Below are 22334 nucleotides of genomic sequence, written 5' to 3'. Positions count from 1 at the left end.
GCATTTCCGTGTATTTTTCCGCAAGAGGGGTATGATGAGCGCTGGGGCTGCCTTTTTTCTTGCCTACATTTTATAGAAGTGTTACAATATCATAGATTACATGTGAATTTAATTGTTTGGGAGTAAAACTATGAGTTTGTTAGGAAAATTTTTTGGTTCGCACAGTGAAAAAGAACTGAAGCGGATCAGTGGGATTGTGAATAAAATTGAATCTTTTGACGAACCGATGCAGAAATTATCCGATGAGGAACTGAGAAATAAAACTGCTGAGTTTAAGGAACGTCTGAGCAACGGAGACACACTGGACGACCTTTTGCCGGAAGCTTATGCGGTTGTCCGGGAAGCGAGTGCCAGGACTATTGGGCTCAAGCACTATCGGGTCCAGCTGATCGGCGGTATTATCCTTCACCAGGGAAGGATCGCAGAGATGAGGACCGGTGAAGGTAAGACCCTGGTCTCCACTCTTCCTGCCTACTTAAACGCCCTGGAAGGGAAGGGCGTGCACATCGTTACGGTGAATGACTACCTGGCAACCCGTGATGCGGAGTGGATGGGAAAGGTTCACAACTTCTTAGGCGTTACGGTCGGTGTGGTTACCAATGAGATGGAAAACGACGAGCGGCGGGCAGCCTATAACTGTGATATCACATATATCACCAACAATGAACTGGGATTTGATTACCTGAGGGACAACATGGTCATCGAAAAAGAAGATCTGGTTCAGCGCGACCTGCACTATGCCATTGTCGATGAGGTCGATTCTGTACTGATCGATGAGGCCAGAACACCATTGATCATTTCCGGTCAGAGCGGGAAATCCACCGAGCTCTACCGTGCCTGCGATATCCTTGCAAGGCAGATGGAGAGGGGAAGCTCCGACGGGGAACTTTCCAAGATGGATATCCTGATGAACGAGGACATTGAAGAAGACGGCGACTTTTTGGTCAATGAAAAGGATAAGCACGTGCTTCTGACCGCCCAGGGCGTGAAAAAGGTGGAGGAGTTCTTCCATATAGATAACCTTGCCGATCCTGAGAATCTTGCGATCCAGCACAATATTATCCTGGCGCTGCGCGCCCATAATCTTATGTTTATTGACAAAGATTATGTAGTGAAGGACGATGAAGTGCTGATCGTCGATGAGTTCACCGGACGTATCATGCCGGGCAGACGGTATTCAGACGGACTTCATCAGGCGATCGAGGCGAAAGAAGGCGTGAAGGTTAAGAGAGAGTCCAAGACCCTCGCTACTATCACATTCCAGAATTTCTTCAATAAATATAATAAGAAATCCGGTATGACCGGTACAGCCGAGACCGAGGAACAGGAATTCCGTGAGATCTACGGCATGGACGTTGTAGTCATCCCGACCAACAAACCGGTTGTGCGTGTTGACCACGAAGATGCCATCTATAAGACGAAGCAGGAGAAGATGAGGGCGGTTGTTGAGGACATCGCGGCATCCCACGCCAAGGGACAGCCAGTGCTCGTAGGTACGATCACCATTGATATGTCCGAGGAACTGAGCCGCATGCTCAAAAAACAGGGGATCAAGCACAACGTGCTGAATGCCAAGTTCCATGAAAAGGAGGCGGAGATCATCTCCCATGCAGGCGAGATCGGTGCTGTCACCATCGCTACCAACATGGCGGGCCGTGGTACCGATATTGTCCTGGCAGACGGTGTGGCCGCTCTGGGCGGTTTAAAGATCATCGGTACAGAGCGTCATGAATCCAGGCGTATTGACAATCAGCTCCGAGGACGTGCCGGACGGCAGGGAGACCCTGGTGAATCTAAGTTTTACCTGTCCCTGGAAGACGATCTGATGAGACTGTTTGGATCTGAGAGGATGATTTCTGTATACAACGCCCTCGGCATACCGGAAGGGGAAGAGATCCAGCACAAATCCATCAGCAGGACGATCGAAAAGGCCCAGAAGAAGATCGAGAATAACAACTTCGGTATCCGTAAAAATCTGCTGGATTATGACAGGGTAAACAACGAACAGAGAGAGATCATGTACAAAGAACGCCGCCGTGTTCTGGATGGGGAAAACATGAAGGATTCTGTGATTCATATGATGGAGGAAACCATCGCAGACTATGTAAACCAGTGTGCCAGTGAAGATGCGGCACCGGAAGAATGGGATATGGATACACTGAATGCAGAGCTGCGCCCAATCGTTCCGTTCGGAAAGATCGAACTGACTCAGGAAGAGATTCAGGCAGGGAAACCTGAGATGCTCACAAAGCGTCTTCAGGATGAGGCTGCCCGGCTGTATGCCGAGAAGGAAAAGGAATTTGAAGACTATGACCTCCGGGAGATAGAGCGTATCATTCTTCTCAAGGTCATTGACCGCAAGTGGATGGATCATATCGATGATATGGATCAGCTTCGGGAGGGCATCGGTATGCAGGCATACGGACAGAGAGATCCGGTAGTAGAATACCGCATGGCCGGTTTTGAGATGTTCAATGTGATGACGAAGGCAATCCAGGAGGAGACCACCGGAGCGCTGTTCCACGTAGAGATTGAACAGAAGGTGGAGAAAGAGCAGGTTGCCCAGGTGACAAGCACTAATAAAGACGACAGCAGTGTAAAGACTCCGTATAAGAGAAAAGGGGAGAAGATCGGGAGAAATGATCCATGCCCATGCGGAAGCGGAAAGAAATATAAAAACTGCTGTGGAAGAAATTAAGGAGTTTTTGGAGTGATTGAATTAGATCAGTTAAAATATAACCTGAATTCCTACCGGGAGCCACTTGAGAAATTAAGCGGTTCTCTTGGCTTGGAAGAAAAGAAAGAGCGGATCGAGCAGTTGGAGCTTGATATGGAAGCTCCGGGATTCTGGGAGGACCTGGAGGAGTCCCAGAAGGTGGTCAGAGAGGTCAAAGGGCTGAAGGATCAGGTGGTAGGATATGAAGGGCTGAAAGGACAGTTTGAGGATATTGAGACTTTGATCGAGATGGCGTCGGAGGAAGAGGACGAAGAACTGGCTGCGGAAACTCAGGAGGCATTTGCGGAGTTTGAGACAGCCTATGAAAGCCTGCGGATTTCTACTCTCCTGAGCGGGGAATATGACAAGAATAATGCAATCCTGAGCCTTCATGCAGGGGCTGGCGGAACTGAGTCCTGTGACTGGGCCGGTATGCTGCACCGGATGTATACCCGTTGGGCCGGGAAAAAAGGATTCGAGACAAGAGTCATTGACTATTTGGACGGGGAAGAGGCAGGAATTAAATCAGTGACGGTAGAAATCAAAGGTGAAAACGCCTATGGGTATTTAAGGTCCGAGAGAGGCGTTCACCGGCTGGTGAGAATTTCTCCGTTTAACGCGGCGGGAAAGAGGCAGACCTCCTTTGCATCCTGTGACGTGATGCCGGAGATTGACGAAGACCTGAATGTGGAGATCGCCGATGAAGATATCAGGATCGATACTTACCGGGCCAGCGGCGCGGGAGGCCAGCATATCAATAAGACGGATTCTGCCATAAGGATCACGCATATCCCGACAGGGATCGTTGTCCAGTGCCAGAATGAACGGTCACAGCATAAGAATAAAGACCAGGCTATGAAGATGCTCAAGACAAAGCTGTATCTGTTAAAAGAGCAGCAGCATCTGGAAAAGCTGTCTGATATCCGGGGAGACGTGGGAGACAATGGATGGGGAAGCCAGATTCGGTCTTATGTCCTGCAGCCGTATACTATGGTGAAAGATCACAGGACAAATAAAGAAAGCGGCAATCCATCCGCTGTCCTGGACGGAGATCTGGACGGTTTCATGAACGCATACCTGGCATGGAGCAATGATTAAGAAGACGCTGCGGTATACGGCCGGACAATAACTGCCGGCAAAATACATTTCTCTGTCCGCGGCCGCGCTGCTGTGTATTATATGGCTGATGTTAAAATGTCTGAAGAAATAGAGTAAGAGATTTGCAGGACATACAATCTGCATGGTTGTATGTCCGTTTTTTATTTAAACAGTTGCTTAATTTATAAAAATATGATAGTATCGTCTGGAAAAACAAATGTGTTCAGCAGACGCACAGAGGTGGACTATGTTAGAAGATTCAAAGTATTATGTCATTAAAAAGAAAGCAGTTCCGGAGGTTCTATTAAAAGTACTGGAAGTGCAGAAGCTTCTGGATGCAGAACAGGCCAAGTCCATTCAGGAGGCCACAGAAACTGTGGGGATCAGCCGGAGTTCTTATTATAAGTACAAAGATGATATTTTTCCTTTTCACGCGAGCAAAAAGGGACGAAATATCACGTTTGTGATCGAGGTGGAAGACCAGCCGGGAGTTATGGCGACAGTGCTTCAGGTATTTGCAAACTACAAGGCCAATATCCTGACGATCCATCAGAGTATTCCGATCAACGGAAAAGGAGTGCTCACAGTCAGCGTGGATATTGTTGATATGGAGACCGATGTTTCTGCCATGATCGAGAGCGTAGAAAAGCTTGACAACATTACATATGTAAAAATAATTGCAAAGGAGTAAAACAGATGATAAACATTGCGGTATTGGGATATGGAACCATTGGATCAGGAGTCGTGGAGGTAATCGAGACAAATCACGAGAGCATCAACCATAAGATCGGGGAGCCGATCCGGGTAAAATATGTTTTGGACAAGAGGGATTTATCCGACACACCGGTGGCGTCAAAGGCAGTCACAGACTATGATATTATTTTAAATGACGACGAAGTGAGCATCGTTGTGGAAGTCTTAGGCGGAGTGGAGCCGGCATACACGTTTGCAAAACAGGCATTGGAGCACGGGAAGAGTGTTGCCACTTCCAATAAGGAATTGGTGGCTGAAAAGGGTGCGGAACTACTGGCCATGGCAAAGTCCAAGAATCTAAATTTCCTGTTTGAGGCGAGTGTGGGAGGCGGAATTCCGATCATCCGTCCGTTAAACCAGTCTCTGACAGCCGATGAGATCAATGAAATAACAGGCATACTGAACGGAACTACAAACTATATCTTAACAAAGATGGCCGATGAAGGGGCTGACTTCGATGAGGTGTTAAAGGACGCTCAGAACAAAGGATATGCGGAACTCCATCCGGACGCGGATGTGGAGGGATATGATGCGTGCAGAAAGATCGCAATCCTGACTTCACTGGCATTCGGCATGCAGGTGGATTATGAGGATGTACATACCGAGGGTATCACAAAGATCACAGAAACCGACATGAAATATGCAAAAGCCCTGAATAAGAGCATTAAGCTTTTGGGAACCAGCAAAAAAATCGGTGACAATGTATATGCCATGGTATGCCCGATGATGATCGGCAGGGATCATCCCCTGATCGGCGTCAACGATGTGTTCAACGGCATTTTTGTAAACGGAAATGTCATCGGCGACGTGATGTTTTACGGAGCGGGGGCAGGAAAGCTTCCGACAGCCAGCGCGGTTGTGGCAGACGTGATCGATGCGGCAAAGCATAAAGAGAGAAATATCATGCAGATCTGGAGTGAAAAGAAGCTTCATCTCGCAGATATCGGCGATTTTGAACATAAATTCTTTGTGCGTCTTCCGAAAGACTGCGACAGAGAAAAAGTAAAAGAAGTTTTTGGCGATGTAGAAGAAGTTTCAGCAGAAGGGGTGACAGATGAATTTGCATTTGTTACACTGACAATGAAAGAAAAAGACTATCAGGAGAAGATCAAAGCGTTTAATTCCGTTTTGGGCATGATTCGTATGAATGTTAAATAGATTTGGAGGACTAGTTTATGAAGTATATTGTTGTGTTGGGAGACGGAATGGCCGATGAACCGATCGGTGAGCTGGGCGGCAGAACACCGCTTCAGGCGGCCAGGACTCCGGTCATGGATACCATGGCAAAGGTATCGGAACAGGGAATTGCTTACACGGTGCCAAAGAACCTTCCGGCTGGAAGTGACGTGGCAAACCTTGCTATGCTCGGCTATGACCCGCAGAAGTATTATTCCGGGAGATCGCCTCTTGAGGCACTTTCCATCGGTGTGGATATGAAGGATACTGACATTGCTCTGCGCTGCAACATTGTCACCTTATCAGAAGATGAGACCTATGAGGAAAAAACTATCATCGATCACAGCTCCGGGGAGATCACAACAGAAGAGGCAAGGGTTCTGATCGATGCGGTGAAAAAGGAATTAGAGACAGATGAGTTTCAGTATTATCCGGGAGTCAGCTACCGCCATCTTACGATCTGGGATCACGGAGAGACGGTGGAACTGACGCCGCCCCATGATATATTAGGAAAGCGGATCGGGGAGTATCTTCCTGAGGAGACAAAGCTCCGGGAGATGATGGAGAAGAGTTTTGATATTTTAGACCGGCATCCAATCAACGAAAAACGCAGGGAGATGGGATTGAATCCGGCGAACAGCATTTGGTTCTGGGGTGCGGGCACCCGTCCTGCGCTGGATGATTTTGAGGAAAAAACAGGAAAGAAGGGTGCTATGGTATCCGCTGTGGATCTGCTGAAAGGCATCGCGGTCGGTACGCACATGCTGAATTTAGATGTGGAAGGAGCCACAGGCGGACTCGATACCAACTATAAAGGAAAAGCAATGGCAGCCGTGGATTCTCTGACGAAAGACGGGGCGGATGTGGTTTATATTCATGTGGAAGCTCCCGACGAGATGGGGCACCAGGGAAGTGTGGAAAATAAAGTGAAGGCCATTGAATTTCTCGATGACCAGGTGATCCGTGTCGTCGCAGAGGAGCTGAAGAAGCGCGGAGAAGATTTCCGTATGCTCATTGGGCCGGACCATCCGACACCCATTTCGATCCGGACCCATTCCAAAGACCCGATTCCGTTTATGATCTATGACAGCACGAAGGAAATGAAGGGACAGAAGGAATACAGCGAAGAGGCAGCAAAAAGTACAGGACTCGTCCTGGAACACGGACATGATCTGATGGGCCGGCTATTACAAAAATAAGAGAAAATTTTAGGAGGCAGCAATGTTAATTGTTAAAAAATTCGGAGGTACATCCGTAGGAAATAAAGAGAGGATTTTAAATGTGGCAAAACGCTGCATTGAAGAATACCAGAAAGGAAATGACGTGGTTGTTGTCTTGTCTGCAATGGGCAAGATGACAGATGAACTGATCGCGATGGCGAAGGATATCAATCCGAATCCGCCGAAGCGGGAGATGGATATGCTTCTGACTACAGGAGAGCAGACATCCGTTGCCATGATGGCGATGGCGATGCACTCCATGGGGATTCCGGCTGTTTCCCTGAATGCATTCCAGGTAGCCATGCACACGACCCACGCTTACAGCAACGCCAGGATCAAGAGAATCGATACGGACCGCATTTTTAACGAGCTGGAACAGAGAAAAATCGTCATCGTGACAGGATTCCAGGGTGTGGACCGTTACGACAACTATACGACTTTGGGCCGCGGCGGCTCAGACACTACTGCCGTTGCCTTGGCTGCGGCCCTGAATGCGGATGCCTGCGAGATCTATACGGATGTAGACGGTGTTTACACCGCAGACCCAAGAAAAGTCACTACGGCGAAGAAACTCCAGGAGATCACCTACGATGAGATGCTGGAGATGGCCACACTCGGTGCGGGAGTTCTCCATAACCGTTCTGTGGAACTCGCCAAGAAGCACGGAGTACAGCTGGTTGTCCGTTCCAGCCTGACGAAAGAAGAGGGAACGGTTGTCAAAGAGAGGATCATGATGCCTCAGGCAGAGATCAGCGGTGTTGCCGGAGACGATGATGCGGCACGGATCTCTGTGACGGGACTCGAGGATGAGCCGGGAGTAGCATTCCGCCTGTTCAATATCCTTGCAAAGAAGAATATCAATATCGACATCATACTCCAGTCCGTAGGACAGAACGCAAAGAAAGATATTTCTTTTACGGTGAAAGAAGACGATGCGGATCTGGCAGTCAAAACGATCAAAGAGCATCTGCCGCTGGGGTCCTATGCGGATGTGGATGCTACCACCGACGTGGCCAAAGTATCCATCATCGGAAGCGGACTGATCGGACACTCTGGAATGGCTGCCCGCATGTTTGAGGCACTGTATGAGGTTGGAGTCAATATCCGGATGATCTCAACATCTGAGATCCGTGTGACGGTTATCGTGGACCGGGCTGATATGGTGAAGGCTATGAATGCGGCACACGAAGCATTTGAATTATAACAGAAGGTGAAAGGGAACACCGCCTGCAGTCCGGGCGGTGTTTTTTGACCCGGAAGGAAAGGAGATCGGGATGAAGAGAACAGATTATTTATCATGGGATCAGTATTTCATGGGGGTTGCGCTTCTTTCTGCCCAGAGGAGCAAGGATGACCACACGCAGGTCGGGGCATGTCTTGTCAATGACCAGAATAAAATATTATCCGTGGGCTACAACGGGATGCCGACCGGCTGCCATGACGATGACATGCCGTGGGAGCGGGAGGGAGAACCTCTCGATACAAAATACTTTTATGTCTGTCATGCAGAACTCAATGCCATTTTAAATTACGGGGGAGGCTCTCTCTATGGAGCGAGAGTCTACGTAACTTTATTTCCGTGCAATGAGTGTGCCAAGGCCATCATTCAGAGCGGAATGAAGGAAGTGATTTATATGCAGGACAAGTACGCCGATGACGACATGACGGTTGCGTCCAAGAGGATGTTTGATATGGCCGGTGTGAAGTACCGGAAATTTGAACCAAAAGACCAGACAATAGAACTGCACTTATAAGGAAATGGAAAAATGGATATCATCAATATTTTAAAAGACGAGCTGGGAATCAAAAGAGCACAGGCGGAGACGGCAGTCAAGCTGATTGACGAAGGAAATACGATACCGTTCATTGCTCGCTACCGAAAAGAGATGACCGGCTCTTTGGACGACGAGACACTCAGGAACCTGGACGAGAGACTGAAATATTTAAGAAATCTTCAGGACAGAAAGGATGCGGTTTTAAAGAGCATTGAGGAGCAGGGAAAGCTGAGTGAGGAGCTGAAAAAGCAGATTGAGGAGGCGGTGACCTTAGTCACTGTGGAGGACCTGTACCGGCCGTATAAGCAGAAGAAGCGGACCAGAGCTATGATCGCAAGAGAAAAGGGACTAAAACCTCTGGCTGATCTGATCTTTTTACAGGCTTCTGACGATCCTGCCAGAGAGGCTGAAAAGTTTATTGATCCGGAAAAAGGAACAGAGACACCGGAAGATGCCCTCCAGGGAGCCAAAGATATTCTCGCGGAGATGATCTCGGATGATGCCAAATACCGTGAATGGATCAGAAGATCCTATAAAGAACATGGAAGGATTTTGTCCGCTGCTAAAAAGCATGGAAAGAAATCTGTCTATGAGATGTACTATGACTTTGAAGAACCGGTAAAAAAAGCCGCCGGATACAGAATATTGGCTATGAACCGCGGGGAGAAAGAAGGGTTCCTTTCTGTAAAGATCGAGCCTGACAATGAAAAGATCGCGGCTTATTTGGTCAGAAATGTGGTGAAGAAGCAGAAGCATCCCACTACAAAATATTTGCTGGAAGCGATCGAGGACAGTTATAAGAGGCTGATCGCACCTTCCATCGAAAGGGAGATCAGAAATGAATTGACGGAACAGGCAGAGACGGAGGCTATCAAGCTTTTCGGCAAAAATCTGGAGCAGCTCCTCATGCAGCCGCCCATCGCGGGACAGGTCGTCCTCGGATGGGACCCTGCGTTCCGAACGGGATGTAAATTGGCTGTGGTGGATTCGACAGGAAAAGTCCTGGACACGGTGGTGATCTATCCGACGGCGCCTCAGAACAAAGTGGAAGAGGCCAAAAAGACAGTAAAAAACCTGATCAAAAAATATGGGATTACGCTGATCTCGATAGGTAACGGGACTGCCTCCAGGGAATCAGAACAGATTGTAGTGGAACTTTTAAAAGAGATAAAAGAACCGGTACAGTATGTGATAACCAATGAAGCCGGTGCTTCGGTCTATTCTGCGAGCAAACTGGCGACGGAGGAATTTCCGAACTTCGATGTGGGTCAGAGAAGCGCAGCCTCCATTGCGAGAAGGGTTCAGGACCCGCTCTCGGAACTGGTAAAGATCGAGCCGAAAGCGATCGGTGTGGGACAATACCAGCATGATATGAACCAGAAACAGCTCTCCGGAGCTCTGGCAGGAGTCGTGGAGTCAACCGTCAACAAGGTGGGCGTGGATTTGAATACGGCATCTGCTTCGCTGCTGGAATATGTGTCTGGTGTTTCCAGGACGGTGGCAAAAAATATTGTTTCTTACCGGGAGGAAAACGGGAAATTTACCAGCAGGAGAGAACTTTTAAAAGTTGCCAAGCTGGGACCGAAAGCCTATGAGCAGTGCGCGGGCTTTCTGAGGATTTCGGGAGGAAAGAATCCGCTGGATGCCACCGGAGTGCATCCTGAGACTTATAAAGAAACTGACCAGCTGTTACAGAGGCTGGGATACTCGGTAAAAGAGCTTTCCAGCCAGGGATTTCAGGACATAGGGAAAAAGATTACGGATTATCGGAAACTTTCCGGGGAATTGGGAGTGGGAGAGATCACACTCCGGGATATTGTGAAAGAACTGGAGAAGCCGGGGCGTGATCCGAGAGAGGATATGCCGAAACCGATTTTAAGGACGGACGTCATGGAGATGGAGGACCTGAAGGAAGGGATGAAGCTGAAAGGCACTGTGAGAAATGTCATCGACTTCGGAGCCTTTGTGGACATCGGAGTCCATCAGGACGGGCTGGTGCACATCTCCCAGATGGCCGACCATTTTGTGAAACATCCTCTGGAAGTGGTCAGCGTGGGCGATGTGGTGGAAGTGACCGTACTGAGTGTGGATCAGGAGAAGAAGAGAATACAGCTTTCCATGCGGGAGTCTTAATTTACCAGCCTCCGGAGAAGGTGATGACCTCTCCTGTCAGATACCGGGGTGCGGTGCAGGTATGATAGATCATTTCTGCGGCTTCCCTGGGATCGGCAATCCGGTCTGCCGGTATCTCCTGCCGGATCATGTCTTTTTCTTCTTCGGTGAATCCGGAGTTCATTTCTGTGTCGATCATGCCGAACGCCACTGCGTTCACGGAGATATTGCTGGGTGCAACCTCCTTGGCCAGGGCTTTCGTAAACGTGTTGACGGCGCCTTTGGCGGCAGAGTACAGCACCTCACAGGAGGCGCCTGTGTCACCCCACACGGAAGATACGTTGAGGATCGTACCGGATTGCCGGCGGATCATATGAGGGAGGACACTTTTGCAGGAGGCAAACATTGGCATCACATTGGTGTGGAATATTTCCTGCCAGTCTTTTTCGGTGGTATCAGTAAACAGGCCCACTCTGGAAATTCCTGCATTGTTTACAAGGCAGTCCAGTTTTCCAAAATGAGAGATTGTCTCCCGGATCATCCGGTCTACGAAAGAGGAACTGGATATATCACCTGTAAAAGAAAGGCATTGGACGCCGAACCTTTTGATGTTTTGTTCTAGGGATGCGAGGCATTCGGGATGACGGTAACCGTGGATTGCCACATTCCAGCCGTTTTGGGCAAAGACCAGAGCTGTTTCTCTGCCGATGCCTCTGGAACTGCCTGTGATGAGTACTGTATTCATAGCTTCTCCTCCTGGATTTAAGAAAACTTTAAGGAGAGTATAGCATATAGTTTTGTTGAAATAAATCGATTTATTTGGTATACTGAACGGAGTTTCAAGGGAAGGAGCATGAGAAATGGCCAGAAGAGCAAGGAGAAAAGCAGGAGCCGGGGCGATCATCCTGCGCATATTGGTAGTCATCGTATTATCAGCTGCGGTAGGTATCGGTTCTTTTGCAGGGAGTAAAGCATTTTTTCTGAATAGATTTAAAAAAGACAAAAAAGATAAAATAGCGGAGGCGTTAAAGGCAGAGAGCCAGGAAAGGGTGGATATCTCTCTGATCAGAGTAAAAGATGCCTTATCGATCCGCATCTATCATAACAAGGATAAACAGATGGTTTTTGTACCGATCAGAAAGGACACCATACTGACTCTGGACAACGACGGAGTCAAAGCCATGGGCGGAGACACGAAGACAGCGACTGTCGAGCAGCTGGCAGAGAAGGCCAAAGACATCAAAGTCATCAAGGCACAGGTGGAAAAGACTCTGGGAATTACCATTGGCAGCTATGAGAGCTTGTCACAGAAGAACTTCACAAAGGCAGTGAACAATGCCGGAGAAGTAGAACTGGATCTCGAAAAAGAAGTGGCTTACAAAGACCAGAACAAGATGCTGGTCCATATTCCTGCGGGGAATAACACGATCAATGGGAACCAGGCACTGGGAATGATCCTTGACAGCAGCCAGTTCAGCGACGAGAATGAGCACATCGCTCTGGTCGGGGAACTGACGGTTAAAATAGCGCAGAGTATCAACAAGAAGTCATTAAACGACTATAAAAAGTTTGCGAAAGATTATTATGGCAGCTATGCAAAGAGCAATGTGTCATATGACAGCATCAAAGACAATCTGAGCAGGATGCATGAGGTCAGCGCCAAGGACGTTACCTATCTGATCCTTACCGGTACCGACGAAGGGGAAAGCTTTAAGCTGGATACAAAGAAAACGAAAGAGATGTTTGATGAGCTTCTCTCAGAAAACGGGGGAGTTCCGAAATCATCCGGTTCAGAAAAAACAACAAAAAAGGAAACAACAACAACGACGGAAAAGAAAGAAGAGACAGAAGTATCTTCAAAGGGAATCTCTATTGAGATCCAGAACTCCACAAGGATCAGCGGTCTTGCCGGAAGCTGGAAAGACAAGCTTTCGGGAGACGGATTCACGATTGGAAGCATCAAGACGAACCGACAGGGAACTCTGACCGACACAAAGATCATAGTTGCGAAAAAGGGTATGGGCGAAGACCTGAAAAAGTATTTCAAAAATCCAATCATTGAGGTCGGAAGTGTTGACAGCGGTGCACAGATCTGCATCATCCTTGGAACCAACGATGATATTTAGCAGGGCAGAATAAAGGGTTTAAAAGAGGCCATACTAACATTAACGATGATGTTTATGTTAGGAGGCGTCCGGTGAAACGAAAAGAAGCATTTAGTATTATTATCGGAACATTTTGCATGGCGGCAGCTACCAATACAGTATTCCAGCCGTTCGGGATCGTCACAGGCGGTTTCGGCGGCCTGGGGATCATCTTTGACAAGCTGTGGGGCATCCCTCTGTGGATGACGAACGTTACGCTGAATGTTCCTCTTTTTATATTTGCATTCCGCTATAAGACAAGAAAATTTATGCTGAGAACTATATGCAGCGATATTATGCTGACCGTCTTTTTAGGCGTGCTGCCCAGATTCTCATTTTTTCCGAAAGATTTTTATGTCAATCTGATTCTGGGGGCCATCCTGATGGGGATCGGGCTGGGGCTGGTGATGAAAGAAAGGACGTCCACGGGGGGAACGGATCTGTTGGCGTTTTTGCTGCACGTTGTATTTCCGCATATGAGCATTCCCATGCTTCTTGGTATGCTGGACGGCGCGATCGTACTGTTCGGCGCTTTTATTTTCGGAGTCGAGAAAACAAGTTTTGCGCTTCTTGTCATATATGGGATCACGAAGATCACAGACAGTGTGATCGAAGGCTTCCAGGTTTCCAAGCTGGTGTTTGTGATCAGCCGGCATCAGGAACAGATATCGGAACAGATTTTGTTCCGCATGGGCCGCGGAGTGACCAAGCTTTCTTCTATGGGAGCCTATACCGGGCAGAGTAAAGAGACTCTGATGTGCATCGTATCAAAGAAGGAAGTGCCTGTGTTAAAGAAAATCGTCATGGAAACAGACCCGAAAGCATTTGTAATTATATCTGACACAAGAGAGACAATAGGGGAGGGGTTTGTGGATTATACACAATAAAATAAAAAAGTTACTATCTTTCTCTTTTTTTTTTGTATATTTTGCTATATAGTATTAGAAAAGGTCGGTAATAAGAAAGGGCGTGTAAATATGATTTCAAATCAAATCCTGCAGGAGACATTAGATGGAATCCACAGTATTTCCAACGTGGATCTGTATGTGATAGATTTAAACGGAAAGATTCTGGCGAAAACAAAGGAGACGGAGGCAGAGGACGAAGACACACTGAAGGGCTTCATCAATTCCGTGGCCGAGAGCCAGGTTGTGGGCGGCAAGCAGTATTTTAAAATTTTTGACGACAAACGTCTGGAGTATGTGCTTTTAGCTGACGGAGAGAGTGAGAGCATGTATATGGTGGCAAAGATGGCGGTATTTCAGATTGAAAGCCTGCTTGTCGCCTATAAAGAGAGGTTTGACAAGGATAATTTTATAAAAAATCTTCTTCTCGATAATCTTCTCCTGGTGGATATTTATAACCGGGCCAAGAAGCTGAATATCGATATTGAGGCCACAAGAGTTGCCTATCTGATCGAAGCTGCCTACGGCAAAGATCAAAATCTGGTGGAGACAGTGAAGCAGCTGGAGAATACTACAGATGATGACTTTATTGCCGCTGTCGATGAAAAAAGCATCGTTTTGGTGAAGGAAGTCTGTGTAAATGCTCAGTCAAAGCAATTTGTCAAGACGGCTGAGAAGCTTTTGAAAAACCTGAAAAGTGTCGGGATCAATGACGCAAGAATTGCTGTCGGGACCATAGCCAAGGGGATCAAGGATGTGTCCCGGTCTTACAAAGAGGCACAGATCGCTCTTGAGGTAGATAAGATTTTTTATGAAAACAAAGAGGTGGTAGCCTATGACCAGCTGGGCATCGGAAGGCTGATCTATCAGCTGCCCCTGCCGCTATGCAAAATGTTCATAAAAGAGGTGTTTGGGGATTATTCTCCGGAGGAGATCGACGATGAGACATTGGCAACGATCTATAAGTTTTTTGAGAACAATCTGAATGTTTCCGAAACGTCCAGGCAGTTGTATATACATAGAAATACTCTTGTGTACCGCCTGGATAAAATACAGAAAAGCACAAACCTGGACCTGAGGAATTTTGAGGATGCCATTGCTTTTAAAATTGCTCTGATGGTCGTACAGTATATGAAGCATATGAATACACTTGGATAAGCGTGTGAGAGGGGAGTTATTTCTATGATTACACTGCAGAATGTGACGAAAGAGTACCAAAAAGGCAGCATAGGGCTGTACAACGTGTCACTGGAGGTAAATAAAGGGGAATTTGCCTTCATAGTGGGTAAGAGCGGGTCCGGCAAGACGACACTGATCAAGCTGCTGCTAAAAGAACTGGAAGCGACCTCCGGGGACATCGTCGTCAACGGTTATCACTACCAGAAGATGAAGCGGCGGCAGATCCCGTATCTCAGGAGACAGATCGGCGTTGTTTTTCAGGATTTCCGGCTGCTTAGGGACCGGAGTATCTATGAGAATGTGGCGTTTGCGCAGCAGGTGATCGAGGTGCCTAAAAGAGCCATGAAGCGGCAGGTGCAGAACGTCCTTGAGTTGGTGGGGCTGGGGAACAGGCTCAGGGCCCTGCCGGACGAATTATCCGGAGGCGAGCAGCAGAGGGTCGCCATTGCCAGAGCTTTGGTCAATCACCCGGCGCTTTTGCTGGCGGATGAACCTACGGGGAATCTGGACCCGCAGAATGCACAGGAAATTATGGATCTTCTGGTGGAAATCCAGAAGAGAGGAACGACGGTGATTGTCGTAACTCATAATAAAGAAATTGTAAACCAGATGGGAAAACGGGTAATCGCCTTGAATGAGGGAGCAATCCATCACGATGAGAAAGGCGGTACATATGATATTTAGACGGCTGGCCTATGGATTTAAAGAAGGGCTGAAAAACATTTTCAGAAACAAAATATTTTCTTTGGCAACGGTAGGGACGATCATGGCCTGTATTTTCCTTCTGGGAGTGACATTTTCCGTGCTCCTCAATGTAAGGGCTACGGTAAAACAGGCAGAAGATTCAGTGACCATTTCCGTATTCTTCGATGAAAAGCTGCCGGAGGGCGGGAAGGATGCCATCGGAAAGAAAATCAAATTTTACAAAGAAGTCCAGTCTGTCCGGTATGTATCGGCGGAAGAAGCGTGGGCAAAGTATAAAAAAGAAGTATTCAAGAATAATGAAGATCTTCTGGAGGGATTTGAGGGCAAGAACCCGTTAAATGAATCGGACTCCTATGAAGTCATGCTAAAAGACGTAAAGTATCACGGAAAAATGGTCAAGCAGTTTAAAGGCCAGGACGGAGTCAGAAAAGTAGAGTATGCGAAAGGAGCAGCAGAGGGTATTTCCAAAGCAAATCTCCTCGGAGCCTATGTAGCAGGGGCTATTATCCTGATTCTTTTGCTTGTGTCGGTCTTCCTCGTGAGCAACACCGTCTCTATCGGTATTGCGGTGAGAAAAGAAGAGATCGCCATTATGAGACTGATCGGTGCCACCAACCGGTTTATCAGGGCTCCATTTATTGTGGAGGGAGCCGTCATCGGGATCGTCGGCTCCCTGATCCCGATGGGCGTCATTTATATAGGATATAAGGTGATTGTCAACTATATTATAGACAAATTTCATGTGCTGACTAATTTTATGGAGTTTGTTCCCGTAAATCAGATCATGATTTATCTGATTCCCGCGTCTCTGTTAGTGGGGCTTGGCATCGGCTGTCTCGGAAGCAGCTTTACGATTCGCAAATACCTTAGAGTGTAGGAGGATTCCTATGAAGAGAAAATATTTTGGTGTAATAGCATTTTTTTTGGCCGTATGTCTTTGTTTTGGGAGTATGCCGGGATTGGCAGTGAAGGCTGACAGCAAGACAGAAGACTTGAAGAATAAGGCAAAGAAAAAAGAAGAGGAAAACAAGGAGCTGGAAAAGAAGGTTTCCGGGATGGAAAAGGAAATCGAGGCCATGGATCAAAAGATCGAGAAGGCTTCCGATAAAGCGGACAAGCTGGAAAAAAAGCTGAACGAAACGAAGAAGCAGGTGAGTGATACAAAAGAAAAGCTCAGTGAGGCAAAGGCATCTAAAGAGAAGCAATATAAGATTATGAGCAAACGGATAAAGTATCTCTACGAAAACGGGAACACGGGTTATATTGACGTCATCGTACAGGCGAAATCTTTCAATGAGTTTCTGACAAGGCTTGACTATGTATCAAAGATCTCTAATTATGACAACAACATGTTTCACAAGCTCAGAAAGACTCAGGACAAGATTGCTTTAGCTTCAAAAAAGCTGGAAGAAAGCTACAAGGAGATTAAAACTGTGACGAATGAGGCGAAGGCTGAAGAGGCCAAGATCGTCAGCCTGGCCGACAGTAAGAAATCGAAGCTGATACAGTTCCAGCAGAAGATTGCTTCCAACAAGGATCTGATGCGGAAGTATCAGGACCGCATAGATTACTACGATACTGCCGCAAACAAGCCGTCCGGAGGAAACGCAGGGAACAGTCCTTCGTCCGGAAGTTCCAAACCCGGGGGCAGTTCTTCTTCACTGACATGGCCGGTCCCGTCCTGCCATACAGTCACTTCACCGTTTGGGAACCGGACACATCCGGTCCAGGGGGGAACGAAATTCCATGAAGGCATTGATATCGGAGCGCCAAAGGGTTCCACGGTAGTAGCAGCGGGAAGCGGCACTGTGGAAGTGGCAGGATACAGCCCGTATAACGGAAACTGGGTGAAGATCGACCACGGAAACGGATTGGAAACGCTGTATCTGCATAATTCTTCTCTGAAAGTCTCAGCCGGACAGAGGGTCAGCAGGGGGCAGAAGATCGCATCATCCGGCTCCACCGGCATGTCCACCGGGCCGCATCTTCACTTTGCAGTAAAGAAAAACGGCAGCTATGTGAATCCGATGAATTATATGTGACAGGAACTGTGGAATCAGGGGTATGAAAAAAAGTCATACCCCTGTTCTTTTAATATATGAAAATTTCATAGTATAATTGATTTAAATGGATATCATGGGAAAGGAGTGGAGTATGAATTTAAAACAGCTGACTTATTTTGTCGCACTGGCAAAGAATCAAAATTTTACCACTGCCGCAAATGAATTGTTCATATGCCAGTCGGCGCTGAGCAAGACGATAAAAGCCATGGAAGAGGATTTGGATGTACAGCTTGTTGACCGGACTGCAAAGCGTTTTTGCCTGACGCCGGAGGGCAGGATGCTCTACCAGGAAGGCAGGGACGCGCTGGAGAACATCAATAACCAGATGGAGCATTTAAGAGACTGTATCAATGCAAAGAACGGAGAAATTTCGGTGGGGATACCTCCGGTGATCAGTACCATTTATTTTGCGTCTATTATCCATGGGTTCCGGAAAGCCTATCCGGGAATCCGTCTTGTTATTGCGGAAGAGGGAGCAAATACTGTGAAAGAGAAGGTTCAGTCCGGAGAGATTGACATTGGTGTAGTCATACTTCCTTTTGCCTCGGACGATTTTCATATCCTTCCTGTATTTAAGTCGGATAATGTGCTGACGGTCAGCACGGATCATCCTCTCGCAGGCCGTGAGAAAGCAGCCTTCCGGGAATTGAGAAATGAAGAGTTCATCTCGCTTGACAAGACGTTTATGCTCCACAGCCGGACCAGGGAGCTGTGCCATATGTCGGGTTTTGAACCGAACATCGTCATGGAGAGCTCCCAATGGGACTTCATAGCCGAGATGGTTTCACTGAACCAGGGAGTGGCCATCCTTCCGCGGCCGATTTTATCCCGTTTTAATTCAGATAAAATAAAAATTCTTACACTGACAGAACCGGAGTTTCCATGGGATATAGCATTGATTATAAGAAAGGACAAATACGTTTCAAATCCTATCAGACATTTTCAGACGTATGTAAAAAAACACGGGAATATTAAATAAAGAAATTGCAAAGAACTAAACCTGAGATAGAATACAGGCTTAGTTCTTTTTTTTCATGCCGTCTATGAATTTTATATATTTTACTGTGAGAATCAACCAAATATATAATGGATTTATAGAAGTAATTATACAAGATAATCAATGAATTGCATCAGGGAAGGAGTAATCAATGGGAAATTGTTCATTAAAAGTCGGAGATGAATGTTCTTTTTGTAAACAAATTAGCAATGAGGATGTCCTGGCATTTGCAGAGGTGACGGGGGATAAAAATCCGCTGCATCTGGATGATGACTATGCGAAAGGTACGGTATTTAAAGAAAGGATAGCACACGGGATGATCAGTGCCGGAGTCATCTCGGCGGCCATTGCCATGAAGCTTCCGGGACCCGGTACCACATATCTGGGCCAGTCGCTGAAGTTTACGGGACCTGTGAAGATCGGAGACACAGTCACAGCCAATTTGAGGGTAAAGGAATTAAAAGAAAAACCCAAGTTTACGATCGCCACGATCGCCACTACTTGTGTCAACCAGGAAGGCAAGGTTGTCGTGGAAGGGGAAGCAACCGTTATCCCACCGGAGCATAAGGAGGATACAGCATGTCAAAATTAAGCAGTGCAGAAGAGGCGGTAAAACAGATCAAAGACGGCGACACGGTAGCGTTCAACGGATTTGCCTTTGGGTTCGGTTTCGCTGAAGAAATAGCAAAGGCTTTGGGAAAACGCTACGAGGAGGAGGGACATCCAAAAGATTTGACGCTCCTGTTTGGATCAGGCTGCGGAGACGGAGGAGCCCTCAAAGAAGATTTCGGCCTGGACCATCTGGCGAAAGAAGGAATGGTCAAACGGATCATTGCCGGGCATGTGGGACTGGCAAAGAAGCTGAGCAGAATGATCAATGAGAATAAGATCGCGGCTTATAATTTTCCGCAGGGTGTCGTTGCACATTTATTCAGGGCCATTGCAGGGGGCAAGCCCGGGGTGCTGACTCAGGTGGGATTAAAGACATTTGCAGATCCAAGAGTGGAAGGCGGACGGATGAACCAGGCTGCCCGGAGCGAGAGCTTTGTGGAGGTTATGGAGGCAGCAGGGAAAGAATATCTTTTGTACCGTTCCATTCCTGTGGACGCTGCCATTATCCGCGGGACGGTGGGAGACGAGAAAGGCAATATGACGGTCGAGGAAGAAGGGGTGCTTTTGGAAACACTCCATATCGCTGAGGCAGCTAAAAATTCCGGAGGGATCGTGATCGGTCAGGTAAAAGAGGTGGCAAAAGAGGGGACTTTGGACCCAAGAGATGTATATGTCCCGGGAATCATGGTAGATACATTGGTAAAGGCCAAACCGGAAAATCATCGGATGACTTGTATATTAGACTATGATGCTTCTTTTACGGGGGAAGTGAAAGTGCCGTCTGACAGCATTGCGCCTATGGAAATGGGAATACGGAAGGTCATCGCAAAGCGGTGTGCGAAAGAGATTCAGCTGGATACTACGATCAATCTGGGGATCGGAGTGCCGGAGGGTGTCGCTTCCGTCGCCCTGGAAGCAGGGATTGCAGACCGTCTGACAATGACCATCGAGGCCGGGGCGATCGGAGGAGTGCCTCAGGGAGGACACAGCCTCGGAGCCGCAGCCAATGTAGAAGTACTGATCGGCCAGCCCAATCTGTTTGACTTCTATGACGGCGGCGGGCTTGACCTGACCTGCCTCGGGCTTGCACAGGCAGATGCCAAAGGAAATATTAATGTAAGCAAGTTTAACGGCAGGATGGTTGGCTGCGGAGGATTCGTAAACATTTCACAGAATACGAAAAACGTCATTTTCTGCGGTACATTTACGGCCGGAAAGTCGCTGATCGAAGTAAGAGACCGGGGACTTCAGATCGTACAGGACGGAGAGTTTACCAAGTTTGTGGACCAGGTGGAGCAGATCACCTTCAGTGGAGAGTATGGTGTGCAGACAGGACAGAATGTGCTGTATGTGACGGAACGGGCGGTGTTCAGACTGACGGAAGGCGGCCTGGAATTGATTGAGATAGCACCTGGAATAGATCTCGAAAAGCACATTTTAGACAAGATGGATTTCAAACCTTTGATTTCCCGAAATCTAAAAGAGATGGATGCAGATATTTTTGACAACACCCCATTAAAGATCGGAGGCAGATAGTATGGTTGGAATTGTTTTAGGGCTCGCATTGCTTGTGTTCCTGGCGTACAAGGGATATTCAATTATCTGGGTAGCTCCGGTATCCGCCATGGTTGTGGCGCTGACCGGGGGACTTTCTCTGCTGCCTGCATACACAGACACCTATATGCAGGGGCTTGTGGACTTTGCCAAATCCTGGTTCCCAATGTTCCTTTTGGGAGCAATTTTCGGAAAGGCAATGGAAGTTACGGGGGCAGCCCATTCTGTGGCGAAAAAATTATCCTCAATGATCGGAGCACAGAGGGCAATCCTGGCTGTTATTATCAGCTGTGGTATTTTGGTCTACGGTGGCATTTCACTGTTTGTAGTTGTGTTTGCCATTTATCCGATTGCCGTATCCTTATTTCGGGAGGCCGACCTTCCGAGAAGGCTGATCCCAGGCTGCATTGCCTGCGGCGCATTCACATTTTCCATGACCGCATTTCCTGGGAATCCCCAGCTGAATAATATTATTCCCACAAAGTATTTCGGAACCAACGCAATGTCGGGACCTATCATGGGAATCGCAGGGGGACTTGTCATGCTTGTGGGAGGATATCTGTGGCTGTCTTACCGCGCAAAGAAAATGACTGCCGCGGGAGAGCACTTTGATGAACCTGACAATATAAAGGAGAGTACTTCAGAGGATCTGCCCAATCCACTGCTGTCGGTCGTGCCATTGCTGATCGTTGTCGCATCGCTGAATATCCTGCCAATGTGGATAGCGTTTCCGGAAGATAAGAAGTCCACTTACGCTATCATCATCGCCCTGCTTTTGGGGATCGCCGCATCTATCCTGTTAAATCTTCGAAATTTGAAGAATATCATCGGCGCTGTCAGTGAAGGTGCCAACGGATCTGTCATGGCGATTATGAACACATCTGCAGCCGTGGGATTCGGAGCAGTGGTAAAGGCTGCTCCCGGGTTTGCCGTACTTACAAAGGCTGTCCTGGGCATCAAAGCAAGCCCTCTGATTTCGGAGGCGCTGGCTGTAACACTTCTGGCAGGAGCTACCGGATCTTCCTCCGGAGGCATGGGCATCGCGCTGGAAGCATTGGGGCCGAAATATATGGAAATGGCTGCATCTTTGAACATTGATCCAGGCGCTTTCCACCGTGTCGCTTCCATCGCATCCGGGGGACTGGATTCTCTGCCCCACTGCGGAGCTGTCATCACGCTGCTGGCCGTAGCAGGAATGACACATAAAAAATCTTATGCAGATATCGGCATGGTTACTTGTGTGATTCCCATTGTGGCAACCGTTGTTGTTGTGGCGATGGGGATGATGGGCATAGTTTGACATTTTGTACGTGATTTCGGTTCGG

Annotated in this window: 19 protein-coding genes; 18 read left to right on the top strand and 1 reads right to left on the bottom strand. The window is 47.7% G+C overall.

What is annotated here, in order from left to right:
* Positions 1-130: 130 nt before the first annotated feature.
* The 8 genes from secA (at position 131) to P8F77_RS16170 (ending at position 10871) form a co-directional block, all read left to right on the top strand.
* The gene (gene secA / locus P8F77_RS16205; RefSeq protein ID WP_287519676.1) at positions 131-2698 is read left to right on the top strand and encodes a preprotein translocase subunit SecA; all 2568 of its coding nucleotides are present in this window, start codon (positions 131-133) and stop codon (positions 2696-2698) included.
* A gap of 12 nt (positions 2699-2710) precedes the next feature.
* Entirely contained in the window at positions 2711-3814 is a 1104-nt protein-coding gene (gene prfB, locus P8F77_RS16200) for a peptide chain release factor 2 (protein ID WP_287519675.1), read from the top strand.
* A gap of 247 nt (positions 3815-4061) precedes the next feature.
* Entirely contained in the window at positions 4062-4505 is a 444-nt protein-coding gene (locus P8F77_RS16195; protein ID WP_006568552.1) for an ACT domain-containing protein, read from the top strand.
* 5 nt (positions 4506-4510) lie between these two features.
* Complete coding sequence (locus tag P8F77_RS16190; protein ID WP_287519672.1) at positions 4511-5725, top strand: homoserine dehydrogenase; 1215 nt, start codon at positions 4511-4513, stop codon at positions 5723-5725.
* Positions 5726-5742: 17 nt separating this feature from the next.
* Positions 5743-6942, top strand: a complete 1200-nt coding sequence (locus P8F77_RS16185) for a cofactor-independent phosphoglycerate mutase (RefSeq protein ID WP_006568554.1) — start codon at positions 5743-5745, stop codon at positions 6940-6942.
* 22 nt (positions 6943-6964) lie between these two features.
* Positions 6965-8167, top strand: a complete 1203-nt coding sequence (locus P8F77_RS16180; protein WP_148459134.1) for an aspartate kinase — start codon at positions 6965-6967, stop codon at positions 8165-8167.
* Positions 8168-8237: 70 nt separating this feature from the next.
* Positions 8238-8717: a dCMP deaminase family protein gene (locus P8F77_RS16175; protein WP_024729407.1), complete on the top strand. Its 480-nt coding sequence runs from the start codon at positions 8238-8240 to the stop codon at positions 8715-8717.
* Between the two features lie 12 nt (positions 8718-8729).
* Entirely contained in the window at positions 8730-10871 is a 2142-nt protein-coding gene (locus tag P8F77_RS16170; RefSeq protein ID WP_024729408.1) for a Tex family protein, read from the top strand.
* Position 10872: 1 nt separating this feature from the next.
* Here P8F77_RS16170 and P8F77_RS16165 read toward each other — a convergent pair whose 3' ends face one another.
* The gene (locus tag P8F77_RS16165) at positions 10873-11595 is read right to left on the bottom strand and encodes an SDR family NAD(P)-dependent oxidoreductase (protein WP_024729409.1); all 723 of its coding nucleotides are present in this window, start codon (positions 11593-11595) and stop codon (positions 10873-10875) included.
* Positions 11596-11710: 115 nt separating this feature from the next.
* On the opposite strand from P8F77_RS16165, the gene P8F77_RS16160 reads away from it, so the two are divergent.
* The 10 genes from P8F77_RS16160 (at position 11711) to P8F77_RS16115 (ending at position 22309) form a co-directional block, all read left to right on the top strand.
* Complete coding sequence (locus P8F77_RS16160; protein WP_024729410.1) at positions 11711-12976, top strand: LCP family protein; 1266 nt, start codon at positions 11711-11713, stop codon at positions 12974-12976.
* A gap of 71 nt (positions 12977-13047) precedes the next feature.
* On the top strand, positions 13048-13881 hold the full coding sequence (locus tag P8F77_RS16155) for a YitT family protein (protein ID WP_287519667.1): 834 nt from the start codon (positions 13048-13050) through the stop codon (positions 13879-13881).
* A gap of 90 nt (positions 13882-13971) precedes the next feature.
* Positions 13972-15057, top strand: a complete 1086-nt coding sequence (locus tag P8F77_RS16150) for a helix-turn-helix domain-containing protein (RefSeq protein ID WP_024729412.1) — start codon at positions 13972-13974, stop codon at positions 15055-15057.
* 24 nt (positions 15058-15081) lie between these two features.
* Entirely contained in the window at positions 15082-15762 is a 681-nt protein-coding gene (ftsE, locus tag P8F77_RS16145; RefSeq protein WP_024729413.1) for a cell division ATP-binding protein FtsE, read from the top strand.
* Positions 15752-16660: a permease-like cell division protein FtsX gene (gene ftsX, locus P8F77_RS16140; RefSeq protein ID WP_287519665.1), complete on the top strand. Its 909-nt coding sequence runs from the start codon at positions 15752-15754 to the stop codon at positions 16658-16660. Before ftsE ends, ftsX begins: the two co-directional genes overlap by 11 nt.
* 10 nt (positions 16661-16670) lie before the next feature.
* Positions 16671-17825, top strand: a complete 1155-nt coding sequence (locus P8F77_RS16135) for a peptidoglycan DD-metalloendopeptidase family protein (RefSeq protein ID WP_024729415.1) — start codon at positions 16671-16673, stop codon at positions 17823-17825.
* 112 nt (positions 17826-17937) lie between these two features.
* On the top strand, positions 17938-18825 hold the full coding sequence (locus tag P8F77_RS16130; RefSeq protein ID WP_024729416.1) for a LysR family transcriptional regulator: 888 nt from the start codon (positions 17938-17940) through the stop codon (positions 18823-18825).
* A 169-nt stretch (positions 18826-18994) separates the two neighbouring features.
* The gene (locus tag P8F77_RS16125) at positions 18995-19435 is read left to right on the top strand and encodes a MaoC family dehydratase (protein WP_148459136.1); all 441 of its coding nucleotides are present in this window, start codon (positions 18995-18997) and stop codon (positions 19433-19435) included.
* Positions 19423-20991 carry a CoA-transferase gene (locus P8F77_RS16120; protein ID WP_148459137.1) on the top strand — a complete coding sequence of 523 codons (1569 nt, stop codon included), beginning with the start codon at positions 19423-19425 and terminating at the stop codon, positions 20989-20991. Before P8F77_RS16125 ends, P8F77_RS16120 begins: the two co-directional genes overlap by 13 nt.
* Position 20992: 1 nt before the next feature.
* Positions 20993-22309, top strand: a complete 1317-nt coding sequence (locus P8F77_RS16115; RefSeq protein ID WP_287519661.1) for a GntP family permease — start codon at positions 20993-20995, stop codon at positions 22307-22309.
* Positions 22310-22334 lie beyond the last annotated feature (25 nt).

The sequence above is a fragment of the Anaerostipes sp. PC18 genome, from assembly GCF_039789045.1.
GTDB lineage: Bacteria > Bacillota > Clostridia > Lachnospirales > Lachnospiraceae > Anaerostipes > Anaerostipes hominis.
Note: the sequence above shows the minus strand (reverse complement) of the source record. Positions and strands in the feature narration are given on the sequence as shown.